Source organism: Thermus amyloliquefaciens, from assembly GCF_000744885.1.
Lineage (GTDB): Bacteria > Deinococcota > Deinococci > Deinococcales > Thermaceae > Thermus > Thermus amyloliquefaciens.
In genome coordinates this window covers 1,833,737-1,852,121 of sequence record NZ_JQMV01000003.1, presented here as the reverse complement: position 1 = coordinate 1,852,121, position 18,385 = coordinate 1,833,737, and the positions used below count along the sequence as shown (strand labels likewise).

Below are 18,385 nucleotides of genomic sequence, written 5' to 3'. Positions count from 1 at the left end.
GCCGGGGGGAAGAGCCCCGGGCCTTGGCCAGCTTTGGGCTCTTGGCCCTTCTTTGGCTTAAGGCAGGGAGCGGGATCGCCTTGCCCTGGCCCCTCTAAATGGGAGCTCTTACAGCTTGGCTTCCAAAACCCCCAGACCCCCTCCCCAGCCAGCCAAAAGGGGGGGTCCCTTGGGGTTCTCCGCCCCCTTGGGAACGGGTTTTTCTGCATACCCCTTTACATACCGGCAAACCGTGGTAAAATAAAGGAGTCAGAGGAAGAAGCCGCCTGCGGGCGGCGGTTTTGCTTTTAGGGCACCAGGGCCACCTTGGTGGCCTGCCGCTCGTGGAAGAGGCGGTAGCCCTCGGGGGCCTCCTCGAGGGGCAGGCGGTGGCTGAAGACGAAGCTCCCCTTAAGCCTCCCCGCCCTTTGCAAGGCCAGGACCTCCCCAATCCAACGGGGGATGTTGGCCAGGGAGCTTTTCAAGGTGATGCCCCGGCTGAAGGCGGAAAGCCAGGGGTAGTCCAGCCTCTCCGCGGTGGGCACCCCGAGGCTGGACACGGTGCCCCCGGGCCCGGCAAGGCGGAGGGCCAGCTTCAGCGCCTCCCCGTCCCCGCCCACCGCCTCCACCACCAGCTCCGCCCCCAGGCCCTCCGTTTCGCGGCGCACCCGGGCCACGGGGTCCTCCTTCTTGGGGTTCAAGGGGAGGCTTCCTAAGGCCCTTGCCATTTCCAGGCGGCTTTCCTCCGGGTCTATGGCCATCACCAGCCCCGCCTCCAGGGCGTGGGCCACCGCCTGGGCCATGAGGCCCACCGGCCCCGAGCCCACCACGGCCACGCTCATCCCCGGGCTGAGGAAGGGCCTTACCCCCCCGTAGGCGGTGGTGAGGATGTCCCCGGCCAGGATGGCCTCCTCCGCGGGCAGGTCCCCGATGGGGAAGAGGCTTTGCCGGGCGAAGGGCACCCGCACCCTTTCCGCCTGGGCCCCCGCCAGGTTCCCCAGGGCCAGGCCGAAGCCGAAGACGCCTCCCTGCAGGCAGGCGAAGTACTGCCCCTTGCGGCAGGCGGGGCACTCCCCGCAGGCCACCTGGAAGCTCCCCACCACCCTCTCCCCCAGGGCGAAGGGCACCAGGGGTCCTTTGGCCACCACCCGGCCCACGAACTCGTGGCCCAAGACGGTGCCCGGCAGGACCCCGGCGATCTTGCCGTGGTAGATGTGCAGGTCCGAGCCGCAGATGGCGGCGAGCTCCACCTCCACGAGGGCGTCGGTTTCCGCCTCCAGCTGGGGTTCGGGCACCTCCGTCACCGCCACCTGGAAGGGGCCCTGGTACACCACGGCCCTCATGGGACCTCCCGGGCCACCTTGACCAGCTCCTGGGCCGCCTGGGCGTAGGGGGCCAAGGCGGCGATGGAGCCCCGCTTCAGCTCCAAAAACCCCCGCATCAGGCCCATGAGGGGCTCGAGGCGCCCCTCCAGCACCTCCCGCCAGGTGGCGAGGTCGGCCTCGATCACGAAGTCCGCCTCCGCTTCCCCCTCCACCACCCGCACGCCCCGGCACGCCCCGTGCCAGAGGTCCAGGACCACCGCCACCCCCTCGGGGAAGCCCAAGGAGGGGTCGGGACGCACCCTTAGGGCCAAGGAGCCCTCCCAGGTGGCCGCCGCCTTCTTGTAGGCCTCGCTTTCGTTGAGCTTCTGGCAGTAGGCCTCGGCCCAGGCTGGGGAGAAAAGTTCCATGCTCGCCTCCTTTGCACCGAGCATAAACCCTTTGCGATACCTTGGAAAGGTGGTCTACCTCCTGGACCTCTCCGGGGTCTTTTGCGAGCCGGTGGAGCCCAGGCTCCTCCGCCTCCTCTCCGAGGCGGGCGGGGAGCCCCCCTTTTACCTCTCCGAGGCCTTTTACCGCCTCCTCCCCCGCCTCAAGGCGGAGGGGCCAGGGGTCCTGGAGGCCCTCTTCCCCGGGGCAAGACGCCTTTACCCCCTGGCCTTCCGCCCCCGGGCCCACCCCTTCCCCGAGCCCTTTCATCTCGTTTCCGACCTCCCGCCCCCTGAGGGCTACCGGGCCTTCTTCCACCCGGAGAAGCTGGAGGCCGTCGCCCTAGCCCTACGCTCCTTAGGGCTTTCCCCGGAGGAGGCCCTCTACCTGGACGACAACCCCCTCCTGGTGGCAAGGGCTAGGGCCTTGGGCTTCCAGGCGGAGGTCTTCCGCCCTTAGGGCCGTTCCGGCCAGGGGTGCTTGGGGTAGCGGCGCATGAGCTCCTGCCGCACCCTGGGGTAGTGCCGTTCCCAGAAGCCCCCCAGGTCCTGGGTCACCTGCACCGGGCGCCCCGCGGGGGAGAGGAGGGCCACCGCCACGGGAACCTTCCCCCCCAAAACCCTGGGGGTCTCCCGCAGGCCGAAGGCCTCCTGGATGCGCAAGGAGAGGAGGGGCGGGGCGTCTTGGCGGTACTCCAGGCGCTTCCGCCTCCCGGAGGGCAGGGGGAGGGCCTCGGGGGCGAGCTCCTCCAGGGTCCTCCGGGCCTCCCCCAGGAGGGAGAGGAGGATCTCCTTCCAGGGAAGGGCCCTCAGGTCCTCCTGCCGCCTCACCTCCCCTGTCCAGGGGAGGAGCCAGGAGAGGTCCTTGAGGAGGGCCTCCTCGGAGAGCTCCGGCACCGCCACCCCGTGGGCCTTCAAAAAGGAGAGGCGCAGAAGGACCTGCCGGGCCTCCTCGGGGAGGGGAAGCCCCTCCTTCAGGGCCTCCCGCAGGTGGGCTTCTGCGGGCGGGCCTGGGTCCACCGCCACCCGCTCCAGGGCGATGGCCCCGTAGCGCCGCTCCAGGTACCCCTTGAGCCTCCCCTCCTCCCACCCCGTCCAGGCGGCCACCTCCGCCCGCTCCAGGAGGTCTTCCCGGGCCAGGGGGGCGAAGAGGAGGATGCGCCCCTCCTTGGGGCCCGCCTCCGCTCCCACCGCCACCAGGTAAGGCGGGCCCTCCCCCGAGAGGCGCAGGAGGGGGCCGGTGGCCAGGCGGTAGCGCCCGGGGGCCACCCTTTCCGCCACCCGGTCGGGGTAGGCGGCCAGAAGGAGCCTCCCCACCGCCTCCGGGGCGGGGAGGCTTTGCAGGGGAGGCACCCTAAGCCTCCCCCGCCAAAGCGCGGAGACCCGCTCCACCCCCAAGAAGGCCCCCCGGCCCTCCCGGCGGGCCTTTAGGACCCCCGCAAGCTTCTCCAAAAGGTCCGCCTCCCCCTCCAAGGGGTCCCGCTCCTCCAGAAGGGCCAGGAGGTCGGCGGCCAGGGGGAGGAGGCCGAGGCCTTCCGCCTCCAGGACCATGCGGGCCAGGCGGGGGTGGGTGGGCAGGAGGAGCATCCTCTGCCCCAAGGGGGTGAGGCCCTCCCCCTCCACCGCCCCCAGGAGCCCGAGGAGGTTCCAGGCGGCCTCGAGGGCCCCTTGGGGCGGCGGGGTGGGGAGGGGCAGGGCCTCCAGCCTTTCCCCCAAGGCCAGGGCCAGGAGGAGGGCCCGGGAGAGGTCCGCCTCCAGCACCTCGGGCCTTTTGGGGGGGAAGGGGCCTTCGGGGTAGAGGCGGTACACCCGCCCAGGCCCCGTGCGTCCGGCCCGCCCCGCCCGCTGCCGGGCGGAGGCCTCGGGGATGCGCACCAGGGCCAGGCGGGTGAGGCCCGTGCGGGGGTCAAAGCGGGGCTTCCTGGCAAGCCCGCTGTCCACCACCACCCGCACCCCCGGCAGGGTGAGGCTGGTTTCCGCCACGTCCGTGGCCAGGACGATCCTCCTTGGGCCTGGCCTTAGGAGGGCCATCTGCTGGGAAAGGGGAAGCCCCCCGTGGAGGGGGAAGGCGGGAAGGCCCTCCAGGAGCCTCCTGGTCCTTTCGATCTCGGCTTTGCCCGGCAGAAAGACCAAAACGTCGCCTTCCCCCTCCAGGAAGGCCTTTTTGGCGTAGCGGGCGGCCAGGGGTTCCAGGGGGCCCTCCGGGGGTTTGGGCAGGTGGAGGACCTCCACCGGGTGGCCCTTCCCTTCCACCTCCAAGACCGCCCCGGAAAAGGCCCGCCTTAGCTCCTCGTCCGGGGTGGCGGTGAGGAGGGCGATTTTCAGGTCGGGCCTCAGGGTCTCCTGCACCCTGAGGAGGAGGGCCAGGGCCAGGTCGGACTCCAGGTGGCGCTCGTGGGCCTCGTCCAGGAGAACGGCGGAAACCCCCTCGAGGGCCGGGTCCTCCAGGAGGAGCCGGGTGAGGAGGCCCTCGGTCATCACCAGGAGCCGGGTGGCCCCGCTCTCCTTCCCCTCCAGGCGCACCCGGTAGCCCACCGTCCGCCCCAAGGCCTCCCCCAGGTTTTCCGCCAGGCGGGCCGCCACCGCCCGGGCCGCCACCCGCCGGGGCTCAAAGAGGAGCACCTTGCCGGGAAGGGCCCGGAGCACCTTTAGGGGAAAGAGGGTGCTCTTGCCCGTCCCCGGGGGGGCCACCAGGAGGAGGCGGCCCTCCTTTTGGAGGAGGGCCACCCCTTGGTCCAGCCAGTCCGCCATCGCTTTTTGTTAGCTATCCCACCTAGGCGAAAGCTACCCCGGGCGCTTAGATGTCCAGCTCCGCGTAGCGGGCATGCTCCTCAATGAACTCCCGCCTGGGGCCCACCTCCTGCCCCATGAGCTTCTCAAAAAGCTCGCTGGCCTCGAGGGCGTCCTGGAGCTCCACCCGCTTGAGCACCCTTTTCTCCGGGTTCATGGTGGTCTCCCAAAGCTGCTCGGGGTTCATCTCCCCCAGGCCCTTGAAGCGTTGCACCTCAAAGCTTTTCCCCTCAAGCTCCCGAAGGCGGGCGGAAAGCTCCTCCTCGGAGTAGAGGTACTCCACCTTCTTCCCCACCTGCAGGCGGTAGAGGGGAGGCTGGGCGATGTAGACGTGCCCCTTTTCGATCAGGGGCCGCATGTAGCGGTAGAAGAAGGTGAGGAGAAGGGTGCGGATGTGGCTGCCGTCCACGTCGGCATCGGTCATGATGATGATCTTGTGGTAGCGGAGGCCCTCGAGGTCAAAGTGGGCCTCGTCCCCCGTCCCCCCGATCCCCGCCCCGATGGCCGACACCATGGCCCGCACCTCGGCGTTTTTGAGGGCCTTGGATAGCCCCGCCTTTTCCACGTTGAGGATCTTGCCCCTCAAGGGGAGGATGGCCTGGAAGCGCCGGTCCCGCCCCTGCTTGGCGCTACCCCCCGCCGAGTCCCCCTCCACGATGAAAAGCTCCGCCTCCATGGGGTTTTCCGTCTGGCAGTCAGCGAGCTTCCCGGGAAGGTCGTCGGACTCCAGGGGGTTTTGCCGCCTAACGAGCTCCCGGGCCTTCCGGGCGGCCTCCCGGGCCTGGGCCGCCCGCAGGGCCTTCTCGTAAACCGTCTTGGCGATGCGGGGGTTCTCCTCCAAGATCTCCAAGAGTTTCTCGTAGACCACCTGGCTTACGGCGCTTCCCGCCTCGGGGTTCAAAAGCTTCCCCTTGGTCTGCCCCTCAAACTGGGGCTGGGGAAGCTTCACGCTCACCACGGCGTAAAGCCCTTCCAAGAGGTCATCCCCCGTGGGCTGGGGGCCCTTTTCCTTGTTGAGGCCCGCCTTCTTGGCGTACTGGTTGAGGGCCCGGCTGTAGGCGCCCTTGAAGGCGGTGAGGTGGGTGCCCCCGTCCCGGGTGGGGATCATGTTGGCGTAGGTGAGGATCTCCGCGGTGTAGCCCTTGGTGTGGATGAGGCCCACCTCCACCTCCACGTCCCCCTCCTGGCCCCGAAGGAGGAAGGGCTTCTCGTAGAGAAGCTCCTCCCCTTCCGCCAAGGCCTTGGCGAAGGAGGCCACGCCCCCCTTGTCCAGGAAGACCTCCTCCCGCCCGTGCTGCAGGTCCTTGAAGAGGAGCTTCAGCCCCGCCACCAGGTAGCTCACCTCCCGCAGGCGGGCCCTTATCTTGCTGGGGTCAAAGGCCAGGTTCCCGAAGATCAGGGGGTCGGGCTTGAAGGTGACCCGGGTGCCCCTTTTGCCCGTGGGGGCGGGGCCCACCACCTGAAGGGGCTCGGTGACCTCCCCCCGGCTGAAGGCGATGCGGTAATGCCTTCCTTCCCGGAACACCTCCACCACCGTCCACTCGGAGAGGGCGTTCACCACGCTGGCCCCCACCCCGTGGAGGCCCCCGGAGACCTTGTAGGCCCCGCTTTCAAACTTGCCCCCCGAGTGCAGGGTGGTGTAGATGACCTCCACCGCGGGCTTGCCCTCCTCGGGCATCAGGTCCACGGGGATGCCCCGGCCGTTGTCCTCCACGGTGAGGGAGCCATCGGGATTGAGGGTGGTGACGATCTCCGTGGCGTAGCCCGCCAGGGCCTCGTCCACGGCGTTGTCCAGGATCTCCTTGAAGAGGTGGTGGTAGCCCTCCACCCCCGTGCCCCCGATGTACATGGCCGGGCGGTGGCGCACCCCTTCCAGGCCCTTGAGCACCTTAATGGCGGATGCGTCGTAGCTCACCCCCTTAGTATACCACAGGGCGCGGTCCGGGAGTTTTGCCTTAACCATGGGCCTCGGCGGGATGCCCCCTTCCCCATCTTCCTGTGTTCATTACCGATTATTGGCCTTGCCCCGGACCCGCACGAGCCTGTAGGATGCCCGCCGTGCCAGCTTTGCTTTTCCTTCACTCCCTTTTGGGCGTGGTCCTGCTGGTGGCGGTGCTGGGCTTGGCCCTAGGGGGGGTCAGGGGGTTTTTCCGGCCCTTGCCGGCGCTTTTTTACCGGGTTCTGCGGGGTGCCGCCTGGGTGGCCATTCTCCAGGTGGTCCTGGGGTTCCTCCTCCTTTGGGCGGGCCTCAGGCCCAAGGACGGCCTCCACCTCCTCTACGGCCTCCTCCTGGCGGCAGGGCTTCACTACCTGGGGGGCCTCGAGCCCGGGGGCTGGTTCCACCGGGGGCTCAAAGACCCCCCCAGGCGCCCGGAGGTCTTCGTGGCCCTGGGCCTCCTCTTCGCCGTGGGGCTGGTGCTCCGGGTCTACTTCACCGGGCGCTGACCAGGTCTTGGGGCAGGGGGAGGCGCTCCAGCATGGGCCGGGTGAGGTGGGGCACCACCTCCCGGTAGAGGCCCCGGTAGTAGGCCTGGACCAGGGGGCTGTTCAGGTAGGCCACCAGGGCCTCCGGGTCCAGGCGCACCCCCTCCTTGGGGAGGAGGTGGAACTCCTCCCGCCAGGGGTAGGCCCGCCCGTCCCAGGCGGCCACCACCCGGTAGTGGCGGGTGTGGGCCACCACCAGGTGGGGGGTGGCGTAGAAGGGCTTCAGGAGGTCCACGGCCGCCTTGGGGAAGTAGAGGCCGGAGTAGGGGGTTTCGTAGTCGATCTCTCCCGGCTTCAAGTTCCTTCCCGTGAGCACAGGCACCAGGCCGGGGCCTGGCTCCTTGCGGGTAAGGGGGTGGGCTTGGATCTCAGGGCTTCGCGCGGCGAAACGGAGGTGGAACACCTCCCCCAAAGGTATCCCCCTGGCCTCCATCCCCAGGGCCTGGGGGTCGGGGAAGCGGATCATCTCCCCCTGCCAGGCGGGGTCCTGGAGGAGCAGGGTGGGGCTTTGGGGGCGAAGCCCTTCCGCCTCGTAGAGGCTTAGCCCCTTGCCCCCCTTGCGGAAGCGCACCACCGTGGCCCGCACCTTGAGGCCGGGGAAGGCCCGGCCCAGGTAGAAGACCTCCAAAGCCCCCTCCCGGGCCAGGAAGGTCCGGAGCCTTCCGAACTCCTCCAGCACCATCCAGCCCGCGGGGACCACGTAGACCAAAACCCCACCCGGCTTTAGAAGGCGCACCCCCTTTTCCAGGAAAGCCCCGTAGAGGTTGTACCGCCCCCGCCAGGTGGCGAAGCGCTCCCGGTAGGCCTGGCGGCGCTCGGGGGAAAGCCTGGCCCCCGCCCCCAGGGCTCCGTAGGGGGGGTTGCCCAGGATGAGGTCGAACCCCTCCCCGGGTTCCCAGAGGAGGAAGTCCCCCCGCACCCCCTCCGCCCAGGGGGGTAGGTCCAAGGCCAGAGGGTCCACCTCCACCCCCAGGAAGCGGTAGCCGGTGCCGTGGGCCTCGCGGAAGGCCCTTAGGAAGGGTCCTTCCCCGCAGGCGGGCTCCAGCACCCGGCCCCCCTTGGGGGCCTCCGCCAGGCCCACCATGAACTCCACCAGGGCCTTGGGGGTGGGCACCTGGCCCAGGCTCCGGGAGGGGAGGGCAGGGCCAGCCATCTAGCGGATGACGCCTAGCTTCCGGCCCACCTTTTCGTAGGCCTCGAGGGCCCGGTCCAGCATCTCCTTCGTGTGGGCGGCGGTGACGATGTTGCGGATCCTGGCCTTGCCCCTGGGCACGGTGGGGAAGCCGATCCCCACCGCGAAAACCCCCTCTTCCAGGAGGAGGCGGCTGGCCTCAAAGGCCAGGGGGGCCTCGCCGAAGAGGACGGGGGTGATGGGGGTCTGGCTTCCCAGGGTGTCGTAGCCCATGCGGGCAAGCTCCCTCTTGAAGTAGCGGGTGTTCTCCCAAAGCCTTTCCACCCGTTCGGGCTCTTTCTGGATGAGTTCCAAGGCTCCCAAAAGGGCCCCCACCACCGCTGGGGGATGGCTGGTGGAGAAGAGGAAGGGGCGGGCCTTGTTGATGAGGAGGTCCTTGAGCTCCAAGGCCCCGGCGGCGTACCCGCCCACCACCGCCCAGGCTTTGGAGAGGGTGGCCACCTGGATCACGTCGGGGTCGGCGTGGAAGCCAAAGTGGTGCACCGTGCCCTTGCCCATCTCCCCCAAGACCCCGCTCCCGTGGGCGTCGTCCACGTAGACCACCGCCCCGTACCGCTTCGCCAAGGGGACGATGCGGTCCAGGGGGGCGATGTCCCCGTCCATGGAGAAAACCCCGTCGGTGACGATGAGCTTGAGGCCTTCGGTGTCGTGGGTCTTGAGGAGCTCCTCCAGGTGGGCCACGTCCGCATGGCGGTAGACCAAACGGGTGGCCTTGGTGAGGCGGAGGCCGTCAATGATGCTGGCGTGGTTGAGCTCATCGGAAAAGACCAGGTCACCCTCCTGCAGCAGCGCCCCCAGCACCCCCTGGTTGGCGGTGAAGCCCGACTGCAGGACCAAGGCGCTTTCCGTGCCCTTGAAGCGGGCCAGGGCTTCCTCCAGCTCCAGGTGGTAGGTGAAGGTGCCGGCGATGGTGCGCACGGCGCCGCTACCTGCCCCCCACCTTTCCAGGTACTGGCGGGCTTTCTCCTTCAGGTAGGGATGGTTGGCGAAGCCCAGGTAATTGTTGGAGGCGAGGTTCACCACCTCCCGCCCCTCCACCCGGGTCACGGGCTCCTGGGGGGCCTCGAGGACCCGGGGGCGGATGTAAAGCCCTTCCCGCTTCAGCCGCTCCAGCTCGCTCTGCACGCGGGCGCGCAAGGACAGGCTCATGCCCCTACTCTAAACCCCGGTAAACCCCCCCTGTCCAGGTGGGGGGTTTCACACTCCCCTGACAGGGGGATGCTACCCTGGGATTGGGAGGTGGTAGCGCTTCCATGAGGGGGGTGTGGCAGGCGGAGACCGAGGCCGAGCGGCTGGAGCGCCGGGTGAGGTTCCAAGAGCTCCTCCACCGCCTCAAGGGGGAGCCGGACACCCTACTGCCCTTCCACCAGGCCCTGGCCCTGCGCCCCAGGGGGGAGCACCACCTGGGCCTCCGCACCATTGAGGTGGACAAAGTGGTGGGCTCGGTGGACCGTTACGAGGACTTTGACCGCCACTTCCTGCCCAAAACCCCCCACACCCTGGAGCGCTGGAAGCGCCTTAGGGCCCTGGAGCTTGCCGGGACCGTTTTCCCCCCCATTGAGGTCTACCAGGTGGGGGAGGCCTACTTCGTCAAGGACGGAAACCACCGGGTGGCCCTGGCCAAGGCCACGGGGCAACGGTTCATTGACGCCTACGTCATCGCCTTGGAGGTGCCCGTGCCCGTGGAGCCCGGGGATACCCCCAAGGACCTGATCCTGAAGGCGGAGTACGCGCACTTTCTGGAGAAGACCCGGCTTAAGGACCTGGTTCCCGAGGCGGAGGAGATCCGCTTCACCACCTTGGGCCGCTACGACCTCCTCTTGGACCACATCGCCACCCGGAGGTACTTCCGGGGCCTCGAGGAGGGCCGGGAGATCCCCTGGGAGGAGGCGGTGGTGGACTGGTACCAGAACCTCTACAGGCCCACGGTGGAGGCTATTCGGAAGCTCGGGCTCCTGGCTGAGTTCCCCGGGCGCACCGAAGCCGACCTTTACCTCTGGGTCATGGACCACCGCTACTTCCTGGCCCGGGAGCTCGGGGTGGACCTCTCCCCCGAGGAGGCGGCCCGGAGCTACGAGGCCCGGTTTGGGCCGTGGTGGAAGCGGATGGGGGGTGGGCTCAAGGCGTGGCTAAGGGCTCGGTGGGGTAAATAGGCAAGCTTAGCCCTGGCATGTCTTGATGGTTGTTCATCTGTACTTGACCGTTCCTTACGAGAGCACTAAAATTCTAAAGTAGGTGCCTAGAAATTATCCTAGGTGCCTAGGAGTGAGGTGAACCCTATGAGAAAAGGCCTTGGCCTTCTTGGTGTGGTTTTATTGGCGGTTTTAGCGGCTTGCGCTCCCAGCGTCACCACCAAGACTTCTTCAGGCTTGGAGGGCGAAAATCCCTATGCCAACTACACGGGGCCACGGGCCAAAGCGGTGGTGGCCAACTTCATCTGCGCGGCAGCCCAGTGCCCTCCGGGCGTTGGGGCTTCCATCTCAGAGCTCTTGATGACCGCCCTGATCAACACCAACCACTTCATTCTCTACGACCGCTCGGTGCTTGCGCAAATTCAACAAGAAGCCTACCTCGGGGGCAAACCCCTCAACTTGCAGGGGGCTGAGCTTTTGGTGGTGGGTTCCATAACCGCTTTTGAGCCCGATGCGGGCGGTACCCGGGGGGGTGGTGGTGGTATTCTGGGGGGCCTCTTGGGTGCCTTCGGTGGTGGACAGAAACGCTCGTACGTTGCGGTGGACATGCGGATCGTGGACGCCCAAAGCGGCGCTATCGTTTCCGCTTTCCGCGTGGAGGGCGAGGCCACGGATGTGGATTACGGGGGTCTCCTGGGGATCTTGGGTCCGGGCGCTGCCCTTGGGGGGGGGTTGAAGCAGTACGAGAAGACCCCCATGGGCAAAGCCTTGGCTGTGATGACCTCTAAGGCGGTGGAGGAGATCATTAAGCGTACACCCAGGAGCTACTTCAAGTATGCGCCGGACGGAAAACCTTACCAGCAGCCTTAGGCGCCTTTTTCTCCTTCTGGCCACCCTGATTTTGGGGATGGCCTTGGGCCAAGGGCCCAAAACCCTCGTCCTTGTGAGCCAAGGTGAGCATTGGTGGGATGAGGAGGCGGGTCTTTACGAGGCGGCTTTACGGGAAGAACTCTTGCAGGGGGGCTTTCGGGTGCTGGACGCCGCCCAGGTGCAAAGGGTGGCGGACCGGCAGCTTCTCACCCGCCTGGTGCAGGGGGACGCCTTGGCGGCCATCACCTTGGCCACCAACTTTAAGGCTGACGCCTTGGTGGTAAGCCGGGTCTTCACCTCCCGCGTCCTTGCCACTCGGACCAACGTGGCCACCTTCTACACCTACAAGGCTACGGCGGACGTGCGGCTGGTGATGGCCAGTACAGGCCAAGTGGTGGGCAGTTGGAGTCCGTCCCAGACAGGGACCGGTACCTCCGAGCGGGAAGCGGCTTTTGCGGCCCTGCGCAACCTGGGCAGACAGGTGGGGCAGGAATTGCGCAAGCAAAACTTTTCCGCTTCGGGAGCCAGCCCCGTGGTTCGCTTGACGGTAACTGGCCTTAAGGGCTTCACCGATGCTTCCGTGCTCCTAAGGGAGCTTGGAGCTCAGAAGGGTGTGGTCTCGGCTGAGCGTAAAAGCTTCGCCAACGGCGTCCTCGAGGCCGAGGTGGTCTTCCAAGGGTCCGTGGACGAGCTGGCAGCGCTTCTAGAAAGCCTTCAGCTCCTCCCCTTAGAGATTACGGAGGTGAGCGGCTTTGCCATAGAGGCCCGGGTACGCTGAGGGGGATGGATTTTGAGGGGCGGGGGTTTCCCCGCCCTTGATTTTGGCCCTGGATCGTCCTTACTCTGTATACAGGATGCAGACCCTGGGCTTCCGCCGACCCAACCAGGTGCGGGAGGCGGTGTACCGGCACCTCAAGGAGCTCCTCCTCTCCGGAAGGTTTGCCCCGGGGGAGCGCCTCTCCGAGCCCCTTTTGGCCCAGGAGCTGGGGGTTTCCCGTACCCCCGTGCGGGAGGCCCTTATGCGCCTCACCGAGGAGGGATTGGTGGAGCTGGTGCCGGGGAAGGGCGCCAGGGTTCGGGTCTTCAGCCTCGAGGAGGTCCAGGAGGTCTATGGGGTCAGGGCCCTCCTGGAGGGGGAAGCCGCGCGGGAGGCGGCCCTGAGGGCCACCCCTTGGGAGCTGGCCGACCTGGAGGCCCGCCTTAAGGCCATCGACGAGGCCCCTCCTGAGGACTACCCCGAGCAGATGCGCCGGGACCTGGAGTTCCACCGGGCCTTGGTGCGCCTTTCCGGGAACAAGACCCTTTACCGCCTTTACGAGGACCTCCTCTCCAGCCTGGCCCTGGTGAGGAGCGCCCTTCCCACCCTCTCCCAGGAGGAGGCCACCCGCAAGGAGCACTGGGCCATCCTCGAGGCCCTAAGAAGGCGGGACCCGGAAGGGGCCAAGCGGGCGGTGGAGGCCCACGTGGGGCGCTTCCGCGACCTGGTGGTGGCGCGGCTTCGGAAAGGAGGGGTATGAACCTGGACCTCGTGTATCGGCAGGCGGTGCTTTCCGTGGCGGGAAACCCTAAGGTGGAGGGCCTCATCAAGACCCGGGCCAGGAGCCTGGTCCGCCGCTATGTGGCGGGGGAGACCCTGGAGGAGGCCCTCCAGGCGGCGGAGAGGCTGGAGGCGGGAGGGGTGCACGCCATCTTGGACCTCCTGGGGGAGATGGTGAGGAGCGAGGAGGAGGCCCGGGCCTTCCAGGAGGGCATCTTGGAGCTGGTGCGGACGATCTCCGGGCGCCCCTGGCCCAAGTACGTCTCCCTCAAGCTCACCCAGCTGGGCCTGGACCTTTCCGAGGCCCTGGCCCTGGAGCTCATGCGGGGCATCCTCCGCGAGGCCGAGCCCAGGGGGGTCTTTGTGCGCATGGACATGGAGGACTCCCCCCGGGTAGAGGCCACCTTGCGCCTCTACAAGGCCCTGCGGGAGGAGGGGTTTAGCGGGGTGGGCTTGGTCTTGCAAAGCTACCTCTACCGCACGGAAAAGGACTTCTGGGAGCTCCTGCCCTACCGGCCCAACCTGCGCTTGGTGAAGGGGGCCTACCGGGAGCCCAAGGAGGTGGCCTACGGGGATAAGCGCCTCATCGACGCCGAGTTTTTGCATTTGGGGAAGCTCGCCCTAAAGGAAGGGCTTTACGTGGCCTTCGCCACCCACGATCCCCGCCTCATCGCCGAGGTGAAGCGCTACACCCAGGCCATGGGCATCCCCAAGGACCGCTTTGAGTTCCAGCTCCTCTACGGGGTGCGCCCCGAGGAGCAAAGGCGCCTGGCTGGGGAGGGCTACACCGTGCGGGCCTACGTGCCCTACGGCAAGGACTGGTACCCCTACCTATCCCGGCGCATCGCCGAACGGCCCGAGAACCTGTTTTTGGTGCTGCGAAGCCTCTTGGGAGGCTAAAGGAGGTGCGGCATGACGGTGGAACCTTTTCGCAACCAGCCCATAGAGACCTTCGGGACGGAGGAGGCCAGGCGGGAGATGCGCGAGGCCTTGAGGCGGGTCAGGGCCGAGTTTGGCCGGCACTGGGGCCTTTACATCGATGGGGCCTGGGCCGATACCCGGGAGAAGATCCTATCCCTCAACCCCTCGGCTCCCAGCGAGGTGGTGGGGAGCACCGCCAAGGCCGGGCCTTCGGAGGCGGAAGCCGCCCTGGAGGCCGCCTGGCGGGCCTTTAGCACCTGGAAGGACTGGCCCCAGGAGGACCGGAGCCGCCTTCTTCTAAAGGCCGCCGCTCTCATGAAGCGGAGGCGGCGGGAGCTGGAGGCCACCTTGGTCTACGAGATCGGCAAGAACTGGCTCGAGGCCAGCGCCGAGGTGGCCGAGGCCATTGACTTCCTGGAGTACTACGCCCGCCAGGCCCTCAAGTACAAGTACCCCTCGGTGGAGGTGGTGCCCTTTCCGGGGGAGGATAACGAAAGCTTCTACATCCCCCTGGGGGCCGGGGTGGTCATCGCCCCTTGGAACTTCCCCATTGCCATCTTCACGGGGATGATCGCCGGGCCGGTGGCCGTGGGGAACACCGTGGTGGCCAAGCCCGCGGAGGATACCCCCGTCATCGCCGCCAAGGTCTTTGAGATCTTCCACGAGGCGGGCTTTCCCCCTGGGGTGGTGAACTTCCTGCCTGGGGAGGGGCGGGAGGTGGGGGCCTATCTGGTGGAGCACCCCAGAACCCGCTTCATCAACTTCACGGGGAGCCTCGAGGTGGGGCTTTGGATCCACGAGAGGGCGGCCAGGCTGGCCCCGGGCCAGCGCTGGATCAAGCGGGTCTTCCTGGAGCTCGGGGGCAAGGACGCCATCATCGTGGACGAGACCGCGGATTTTGAGGCGGCCACCGAGGGCATCTTGGTCTCCGCCTATGGCTTCCAGGGGCAGAAGTGCTCCGCGGCAAGCCGCCTCATCGTCACCGAAGGGGCCTTTGAACCCTTGATGGAAAGGGTTTTGCGGCGGGCCGAGCGCCTGGTGGTGGGCCCCGCCGAGGAGAACCCCGACCTGGGCCCCGTGGCCTCCAAGGCCCAGGAGGAAAAGGTCCTCTCCTACATCGCCCTCGGCCAGGGGGAGGGCCGGCTGGTCCTTGGGGGAAAGCGCCTGGAGGGAGAGGGCTACTTCATCGCCCCCACCATCTTCACCGAGGTGTCCCCCACGGCCAGGATCGCCCAGGAGGAGATTTTCGGCCCGGTGCTTTCCGTGATCCGGGTGAAGGATTTCGGGGAGGCCCTCGAGGTGGCCAACAACACCGTCTACGGCCTCACGGGCGGGGTCTACTCCCGCAAGCGGGAGCACCTGGAAAGGGCCAGGCGGGAGTTCCACGTGGGGAACCTTTACTTCAACCGCAAGATCACCGGGGCCTTGGTGGGGGTCCAGCCCTTCGGCGGCTTTAACCTCTCCGGCACCGACACCAAGGCCGGGGGGCCCGACTACCTTCTCCACTTCCTGCAGATGAAGACCGTGGCGGAGCGCTTCTGAAGGCCTCGCCAGGGCGAGGGTTCCCAAGGTAGGCCCAAGACCCCCCTAGACCCCTGGGGGGGTTTGGGCTATCCTAGGGGCATGACCCTTTTGGCCGCCCGCTGGTGGCCCGGCTAGGCCCCGGGGCGGAGGTGGTCTTTCCCCCGGGGTACACCCCGGGGGCTTCCTTTAGGAGGTGGGATGGCAACCCTCAGGCCCTTACGCAAGACCCTGCTCGCCGACCTGGAAACCCCGGTGACCGCCTACCTGAAGCTTTCGGAGAAGGCCTCCGTGAGCTTCCTTCTGGAGTCGGTGGAGCGGGGAAGGCAAAGCCGCTTCTCCATCGTGGGGGTGGGGGCGAGGCGCACCTTCCGGCTCAAGGACGGGGTCTTCACCCTCAACGGGGAAAGGGTGGAAACCCAAGACCCCTTGCGCACCCTTTACGAGGCGGTCCACGCCCCCCTGGGTCAGCCCGAGGGGCTAGGGGATCCCGGCCTCGGGGGCCCTCCCGACCTGCCCCCCTTCTTCGGGGGGGTGGTGGGCTACGCCGCCTACGACCTCATCCGCTACTACGAGCGCCTGCCCTCCCTCAAGCCCGACGACCTGGGCCTTCCCGACCTCCTCTTCGTGGAGCCCGAGGTGGTGGCGGTCTTTGACCACTTGAAAAACCTCCTCCACCTGGTGGCCCCGGGGGCGGGGCCGGAGGAGGCCGAGGCCCGCCTTCTTTGGGCCGAAAGGAGGCTGAAAGGCCCCCTTCCCGGCGTGCCCGGGGAGCGCCCCGGGGGAAGGGCCCGTTTTGCGCCCAACATGAGCCGGGAGGAGTACCTCGAGGCGGTGGAACGGGCCTTGGCCTACATCCGCGCCGGGGACATCTTCCAGGTGGTCCTCTCCTTGCGGCTTTCCTCCCCCCTTACCGTGCACCCCTTCGCCCTTTACCGGGCCCTCCGCAGTGTGAACCCGAGCCCCTATATGGGCTATCTGGACCTGGGGGAGGTGGTCTTGGTCTCGGCGAGCCCCGAAAGCCTCCTCCGCTCCGATGGGCGCAAGGTGGTCACCCGGCCCATCGCCGGCACCCGGCCCCGGGGGAGGGACGAGGAGGAGGACCGGAGGCTGGCGGAGGAGCTTCTAAAGGACGAGAAGGAGCGGGCGGAACACGTGATGCTCCTGGACCTTTCCCGCAACGACATCGGCCGGGTTTCCGCCTTCGGCACGGTGCGGGTTCTGGAGCCTTTGCACGTGGAGGGGTACTCCCATGTGATGCACCTGGTGTCCACGGTGGAAGGGGTGTTGGCGGAGGGCAAAACCCCCTTGGACGCCTTGGCCAGCGTGCTTCCCATGGGCACGGTCTCGGGGGCCCCCAAGATCAGGGCCATGGAGATCATCGAGGAGCTGGAGCCCCACCGCCGGGGGCCTTATGGGGGGAGCTTCGGCTACCTGGCCTACCACGGGGCCATGGACATGGCCTTAACCTTGCGCACCTTCGTGATCGCGGATGGGAAGATGCACGTGCAGGCGGGGGCGGGGATCGTGGCGGACTCGGTGCCGGAGAGGGAGTACGAGGAGTGCTGGAACAAGGCCAGGGCCCTCTTGAGGGCGGTGGAGATGGCGGAGGAGGGGCTATGACTGGAGGAGGGCGACGTGAGGGTGCTCGTGATTGACAACTACGATAGCTTCACCTACAACCTGGTGCAGCACCTGGGGGAACTTGGGGCAGAGCCCATCGTGTGGCGGAACGACCGCTTTGAGCTGGAGGAGGTGGAGGCCTTGGACCCGGACCGCATCCTGATAAGCCCCGGGCCCTGCACCCCCCTCGAGGCGGGGCTTTCCCTCCCCCTCATCCGCCGCTACGCCCCCCGCTACCCGATCCTCGGGGTCTGCCTGGGGCACCAGGCCATCGGCATGGCCTTTGGCGGGAAGGTGGTGCCGGCCCCGGTGATCATGCACGGCAAGGTGAGCGAGATCCACCACGACGGCACCGGGGTTTTCCGCGGCCTTCCCAACCCCTTCCCCGCCACCCGCTACCACTCCCTGGTGGTGGAGGCGGTGCCGGAGGACCTCCTGGTGAACGCCTGGGTGGAAGAGGCGGGGGGGCGCACGGTGATGGGCTTCCGCCACCGGCACTACCCCACCCACGGGGTGCAGTTCCACCCGGAAAGCTACCTCACGGAGGCGGGTAAGATCATCCTTAAGAACTTTCTGGAGGACCCATGGAGGCAGTGAAGCGGGCGCTTTGGGGCGAGGTGCTTACCGAGGAGGAGGCCTATGGGCTCATGGGGGCCATGATGCGGGGGGAGCTTTCCCCGGTGCAGATGGCAGGGGTGCTCACCGCCTTGGCCCTTAGGGGGGAGTCCCCTTCCGAGATCGCCGCCATGGCCAGGGCCATGCGGGAGGCGGCCCGGCGTATCCCCGTAAGCCGCAGGCCCCTTTTGGACATCGTGGGCACGGGAGGGGACCACAAGGGGCTTTTGAACCTCTCCACCCTGGGGGCCCTGGTGGCGGCGGCGGGGGGGGTGGCGGTGGCCAAGCACGGGAACCGGGCGGCCAGCTCCCGTGCGGGCTCGGCGGACCTCCTCGAGGCCTTGGGGGTGGACCTGGAGGCCCCGCCCGAAAGGGTGGGGGAGGCCATTGAGGAGCTGGGCTTTGGCTTCCTCTTCGCCCGCCTCTTCCACCCCGCCATGCGCCACGTGGCCCCGGTGCGGGCGGAGCTTGGTATCCGCACCGTGTTCAACCTCCTGGGCCCCCTCACCAACCCCGCAGGGGCCGACCGCTACGTGCTGGGGGTCTTCAGCCCAAGGTGGCTTACCCCCATGGCCGAGGCCCTGGGGCGCCTGGGGGCCAAGGGGCTCGTGGTCCACGGGGAGGGGGCGGACGAGCTCGTGCTGGGGGAGAACCAGGTGGTGGAGGTGGGAAGGGGGGCCTACACCCTTACCCCGGAGGAGGTGGGGCTGGAGGCTTATCCCCTCGAGGCCCTCCAGGGGGGTTCCCCAGGGGAGAACGCCGAGCTGGCCAAAAGGATCCTCAGGGGAGAGGAGAAGGGCCCCCACGCCCAAGGGGTGGCCCTGGCGGCGGGGGCGGGCTTCTATGCCGCGGGAAAGGTTCCTTCCCTCAGGGAGGGGGTGCGCCTGGCCCAGGAGGTCCTGGCCTCGGGGGAGGCCTACGGGCTTTTGGAGCGCTATGTGGCCTTCCTCAAGGGGTGAGCCTTAGGAAGC

At 67.8% G+C, this 18,385-nt stretch carries 17 protein-coding genes; 11 read left to right on the top strand and 6 right to left on the bottom strand.

All coding sequences use genetic code 11. The features are described from left to right. Positions 1-287 precede the first annotated feature (287 nt). Complete coding sequence (locus BS74_RS09990) at positions 288-1,322, bottom strand: alcohol dehydrogenase family protein (protein WP_038058368.1); 1,035 nt, start codon at positions 1,320-1,322, stop codon at positions 288-290. Continuing rightward, positions 1,319-1,711, bottom strand: coding sequence for an SCP2 sterol-binding domain-containing protein (locus tag BS74_RS09985; RefSeq protein ID WP_038058367.1), 393 nt, complete (start codon positions 1,709-1,711; stop codon positions 1,319-1,321). The genes BS74_RS09990 and BS74_RS09985 overlap by 4 nt, the downstream gene beginning before the upstream one ends. 49 nt (positions 1,712-1,760) lie before the next feature. Between BS74_RS09985 and BS74_RS09980 the strand changes: the two genes are divergently transcribed. Beyond that, positions 1,761-2,189 carry an HAD family hydrolase gene (locus tag BS74_RS09980; protein ID WP_038059161.1) on the top strand — a complete coding sequence of 143 codons (429 nt, stop codon included), beginning with the start codon at positions 1,761-1,763 and terminating at the stop codon, positions 2,187-2,189. On the opposite strand, the gene hrpB is transcribed toward BS74_RS09980, so the two are convergent. Both hrpB and BS74_RS09970 read right to left on the bottom strand, forming a co-directional pair. Then, positions 2,186-4,480 carry an ATP-dependent helicase HrpB gene (gene hrpB, locus BS74_RS09975; RefSeq protein ID WP_038058366.1) on the bottom strand — a complete coding sequence of 765 codons (2,295 nt, stop codon included), beginning with the start codon at positions 4,478-4,480 and terminating at the stop codon, positions 2,186-2,188. The genes BS74_RS09980 and hrpB overlap by 4 nt on opposite strands. A 46-nt stretch (positions 4,481-4,526) precedes the next feature. Then, a complete protein-coding gene (locus BS74_RS09970; RefSeq protein WP_038058365.1) occupies positions 4,527-6,434 on the bottom strand; it encodes a DNA topoisomerase subunit B in 1,908 nt (635 codons plus the stop codon). Between the two features lie 143 nt (positions 6,435-6,577). On the opposite strand from BS74_RS09970, the gene BS74_RS09965 reads away from it, so the two are divergent. Beyond that, the gene (locus tag BS74_RS09965) at positions 6,578-6,964 is read left to right on the top strand and encodes a hypothetical protein (RefSeq protein WP_081914591.1); all 387 of its coding nucleotides are present in this window, start codon (positions 6,578-6,580) and stop codon (positions 6,962-6,964) included. On the opposite strand, the gene BS74_RS09960 is transcribed toward BS74_RS09965, so the two are convergent. Together BS74_RS09960 and BS74_RS09955 are read right to left on the bottom strand one after the other, a co-directional pair. Next, positions 6,951-8,156, bottom strand: a complete 1,206-nt coding sequence (locus BS74_RS09960) for an N-6 DNA methylase family protein (RefSeq protein WP_038058363.1) — start codon at positions 8,154-8,156, stop codon at positions 6,951-6,953. The genes BS74_RS09965 and BS74_RS09960 overlap by 14 nt on opposite strands. Beyond that, a complete protein-coding gene (locus tag BS74_RS09955) occupies positions 8,157-9,344 on the bottom strand; it encodes a glycine C-acetyltransferase (RefSeq protein WP_038058362.1) in 1,188 nt (395 codons plus the stop codon). 104 nt (positions 9,345-9,448) lie between these two features. Here BS74_RS09955 and BS74_RS09950 point away from each other — a divergent pair, with 104 nt between their 5' ends. The 9 genes from BS74_RS09950 to trpD all read left to right on the top strand — a co-directional run bounded on the left by BS74_RS09950 (position 9,449) and on the right by trpD (position 18,373). Next, positions 9,449-10,348, top strand: a complete 900-nt coding sequence (locus BS74_RS09950) for a DUF4032 domain-containing protein (protein WP_038058361.1) — start codon at positions 9,449-9,451, stop codon at positions 10,346-10,348. Positions 10,349-10,687: 339 nt separating this feature from the next. Beyond that, complete coding sequence (locus BS74_RS09945) at positions 10,688-11,197, top strand: CsgG/HfaB family protein (protein ID WP_245606114.1); 510 nt, start codon at positions 10,688-10,690, stop codon at positions 11,195-11,197. Beyond that, on the top strand, positions 11,163-11,975 hold the full coding sequence (locus BS74_RS09940; RefSeq protein ID WP_038058359.1) for a hypothetical protein: 813 nt from the start codon (positions 11,163-11,165) through the stop codon (positions 11,973-11,975). Before BS74_RS09945 ends, BS74_RS09940 begins: the two co-directional genes overlap by 35 nt. Positions 11,976-12,051: 76 nt before the next feature. Continuing rightward, entirely contained in the window at positions 12,052-12,714 is a 663-nt protein-coding gene (locus BS74_RS09935) for a GntR family transcriptional regulator (protein WP_038058358.1), read from the top strand. Then, entirely contained in the window at positions 12,711-13,634 is a 924-nt protein-coding gene (locus BS74_RS09930) for a proline dehydrogenase (RefSeq protein WP_038058357.1), read from the top strand. Before BS74_RS09935 ends, BS74_RS09930 begins: the two co-directional genes overlap by 4 nt. A 12-nt stretch (positions 13,635-13,646) precedes the next feature. Beyond that, on the top strand, positions 13,647-15,197 hold the full coding sequence (gene pruA, locus BS74_RS09925; protein WP_038058356.1) for an L-glutamate gamma-semialdehyde dehydrogenase: 1,551 nt from the start codon (positions 13,647-13,649) through the stop codon (positions 15,195-15,197). A 180-nt stretch (positions 15,198-15,377) separates the two neighbouring features. After that, the gene (gene trpE, locus BS74_RS09920) at positions 15,378-16,799 is read left to right on the top strand and encodes an anthranilate synthase component I (protein ID WP_038058355.1); all 1,422 of its coding nucleotides are present in this window, start codon (positions 15,378-15,380) and stop codon (positions 16,797-16,799) included. A 15-nt stretch (positions 16,800-16,814) separates the two neighbouring features. Further along, positions 16,815-17,396, top strand: coding sequence for an anthranilate synthase component II (locus BS74_RS09915; RefSeq protein WP_038058354.1), 582 nt, complete (start codon positions 16,815-16,817; stop codon positions 17,394-17,396). Further along, positions 17,384-18,373 carry an anthranilate phosphoribosyltransferase gene (trpD, locus tag BS74_RS09910; protein ID WP_038058353.1) on the top strand — a complete coding sequence of 330 codons (990 nt, stop codon included), beginning with the start codon at positions 17,384-17,386 and terminating at the stop codon, positions 18,371-18,373. The genes BS74_RS09915 and trpD overlap by 13 nt, the downstream gene beginning before the upstream one ends. The last annotated feature ends 12 nt before the right edge of the window (positions 18,374-18,385 follow it).